This is a genomic window from Falsiruegeria mediterranea M17 (assembly GCF_900302455.1).
GTDB lineage: Bacteria > Pseudomonadota > Alphaproteobacteria > Rhodobacterales > Rhodobacteraceae > Falsiruegeria > Falsiruegeria mediterranea.
On the sequence record NZ_ONZG01000034.1, the window covers coordinates 1 to 2,988 of the forward strand.

3 protein-coding genes are annotated in these 2,988 nt (G+C 62.1%); all 3 read left to right on the forward strand.

The genetic code is table 11. The features are described 5' to 3' along the window. The coding region (locus TRM7615_RS25185) for a formate--tetrahydrofolate ligase (RefSeq protein WP_108792727.1) at positions 1 to 1,677 on the forward strand (1,677 nt) is incomplete at its 5' end. A 56-nt stretch (positions 1,678 to 1,733) separates the two neighbouring features. Beyond that, complete coding sequence (locus tag TRM7615_RS25190) at positions 1,734 to 2,039, forward strand: chorismate mutase (RefSeq protein ID WP_108792728.1); 306 nt, start codon at positions 1,734 to 1,736, stop codon at positions 2,037 to 2,039. 45 nt (positions 2,040 to 2,084) lie between these two features. Next, complete coding sequence (gene folD / locus TRM7615_RS25195; RefSeq protein WP_108792729.1) at positions 2,085 to 2,987, forward strand: bifunctional methylenetetrahydrofolate dehydrogenase/methenyltetrahydrofolate cyclohydrolase FolD; 903 nt, start codon at positions 2,085 to 2,087, stop codon at positions 2,985 to 2,987. The last annotated feature ends 1 nt before the right edge of the window (position 2,988 follow it).

Here is a 2,988-nt window from a genome sequence, read left to right on the forward strand (position 1 = left end):
ATGAGCTACAAATCCGACATTGAAATCGCCCGTGAGGCGAACAAGAAACCCATTCAGGAGATTGGTGCCAAGATCGGCATTTCCTCGGATGATCTGCTGCCCTACGGCCACGACAAGGCCAAGGTGAGCCAGGACTTCATCAACTCTGTCCAGTCCAAAGAGGACGGCAAGCTGATCCTGGTGACCGCGATCAACCCGACGCCTGCAGGCGAAGGCAAGACCACCACCACCGTGGGTTTGGGCGATGGCCTGAACCGCATCGGCAAAAACGCGATGATCTGTATCCGCGAAGCCTCGCTTGGTCCGAACTTTGGCATGAAGGGCGGCGCTGCAGGGGGCGGTTACGCGCAGGTCGTGCCGATGGAGGAGATGAACCTCCACTTCACCGGCGACTTCCACGCGATCACCAGCGCCCACTCGCTGCTGTCGGCGATGATCGACAACCACATCTACTGGGGCAATGAGCAGGAAATCGACACCCGCCGCGTCGCATGGCGTCGCGTGGTCGACATGAACGACCGGGCTCTGCGCACCATCACCGCGTCTCTGGGCGGCGTGTCGAACGGTTTCCCGCGCGAAGCTGGTTTTGACATCACCGTGGCCTCCGAGGTCATGGCGATCCTCTGCCTGGCGAACGACCTGAAGGACCTGGAAAAGCGTCTGGGCGACATCATCGTCGCTTACCGCCGCGACAAGACCCCGGTCTACTGCCGCGACATCAAGGCCGAAGGTGCAATGACCGTTCTGCTCAAGGACGCGATGCAGCCGAACCTGGTGCAGACCCTGGAAAACAACCCGGCCTTTGTGCACGGCGGTCCGTTTGCCAACATCGCGCACGGCTGTAACTCGGTCATCGCGACCAAGACCGCGCTGAAAGTGGCCGACTATGTCGTCACCGAAGCCGGATTTGGTGCCGACCTGGGTGCCGAGAAGTTCATGAACATCAAGTGCCGTAAGGCAGGCATCGCACCGTCCGCGGTTGTGTTGGTCGCCACCGTGCGCGCGATGAAGATGAACGGCGGTGTTGCCAAGGCTGATCTGGGCGCGGAAAACGTCGACGCGGTGAACAACGGCTGCGCCAACCTTGGCCGCCACATCGAGAACCTCAAATCCTTTGGTGTGCCGGTTGTGGTCGCGATCAACCACTTTGTCACCGACACCGACGCCGAAGTTGATGCGGTCAAAGCCTATGCCGAAACCCATGGTGTCGAGGCGGTTCTGTCGCGTCACTGGGAGCTGGGCTCGGAAGGTTCCGCTCCGTTGGCCGAAAAGGTCGTGGAAATGGTCGAAAGCGGCACAGCCAACTTTGCGCCGATCTACCCCGACGACATGTCGCTGTTCGACAAGATCGACACCATCGCCAAGCGCATCTACCGCGCAGACGAGGTTCTGGCCGACAACAAGATCCGCAACCAGCTGAAGGAGTGGGAAGCCGCCGGATACGGCAACCTGCCGGTCTGCATGGCCAAGACGCAGTACTCCTTCTCGACCGACCCGAGCTTGCGCGGCGCGCCCGTGGGCCATTCGGTTCCGGTGCGCGAGGTGCGCCTGTCTGCAGGTGCCGGCTTCATCGTCGCGGTCTGTGGTGAAATCATGACCATGCCCGGCCTGCCGCGCAAACCCGCGGCCGAAACCATCTGCCTCAATGACGCAGGTGAGATCGAGGGCTTGTTCTAAGCCCTGAAATACGGTTTCTGCGGCCCGGTACCCTCCGGGCCGCAGGAGTTTGTTAAATGCCCTCTTTGACACCGCCAAGCGAGTGCGCCTCGATGCAGGCGTTGCGCGTCGAAATCGACCAGCTGGACCGGCACCTGATCGACCTGTTGGTCACCCGGTCCGGATACATCGACCGCGCCGCCGAGCTGAAACCGGGCGAAGCCTTGCCCGCACGCATTCCGGCTCGTGTCGAAGAAGTGGTTCAGAACGTCCGCGCCACTGCCCGGGACAGGGGGATGGACCCCGATCTGGCTGAACAGCTGTGGCGCATTCTGATTGACTGGTCGATCACGCGCGAGGAACGTGTGATCGGCGTGGATTGACCGCCGCCCATGCGGCAGGTGGGATTTGAGCGAAGGGATCTAGACATGGTAGCGCAGGTTATCGACGGCAAAGCGTTTGCAGCCAATGTGCGGGGCCAGGTGGCCGAGCATGTGGCCAAGCTGAAAGAAGAAAACGGCATCACCCCCGGTCTGGCGGTGGTTCTGGTGGGCGAGGATCCGGCAAGCCAGGTCTATGTCCGCTCCAAGGGCAAGCAGACCGTCGAGGTCGGCATGAACAGCTACGAGCACAAGCTGGACGTGGACACCTCGGAAGAGGATCTGTTGGCGCTGATCGACAAGCTGAACAATGACCCGGCCGTTCACGGCATCCTGGTGCAGCTGCCGCTGCCCAAGCACCTGAACGAAGACCTGGTGATCAATTCGATCGACCCGGCCAAGGACGTCGACGGCTTCCACATCTCGAACGTGGGTCTGCTGGGCACAGGGCAAAAGTCGATGGTGCCCTGCACGCCCTTGGGCTGCCTTATGATGCTGCGCGACCACCATGGGAGCCTGTCGGGCATGGACGCGGTTGTTGTTGGCCGGTCCAACATCGTGGGCAAACCGATGGCGCAACTGCTGCTGGGTGACAGCTGCACCGTGACCATCGCGCATTCGCGCACCAAGGATTTGCCCGACGTCGTGCGCCGCGCCGACATTGTGGTTGCCGCTGTTGGCCGCCCTGAAATGGTACCGGGCGACTGGATCAAGGAAGGCGCCACTGTCATCGACGTAGGGATCAACCGCATCGACGCACCTGAAAAGGGCGAAGGCAAGACCCGCCTGGTCGGCGACGTGCATTACGAAAGCGCCGCTGCCCGCGCCGGCGCCATCACCCCGGTTCCCGGCGGCGTCGGCCCGATGACCATCGCCTGCCTGCTGGCCAACACGCTAACCGCCTGCTGCCGCGCAAACGGCCTGACGGAGCCAGAAGGCCTGACTGCCTGAG

What these genes read in the sequence shown, in the direction of transcription:
- folD (WP_108792729.1), top strand. Translation starts at nt 2,085, where the DNA reads ATGGTAGCGCAGGTTATCGACGGCAAAGCGTTTGCAGCCAATGTGCGG.
- TRM7615_RS25190 (WP_108792728.1), top strand. Translation starts at nt 1,734, where the DNA reads ATGCCCTCTTTGACACCGCCAAGCGAGTGCGCCTCGATGCAGGCGTTG.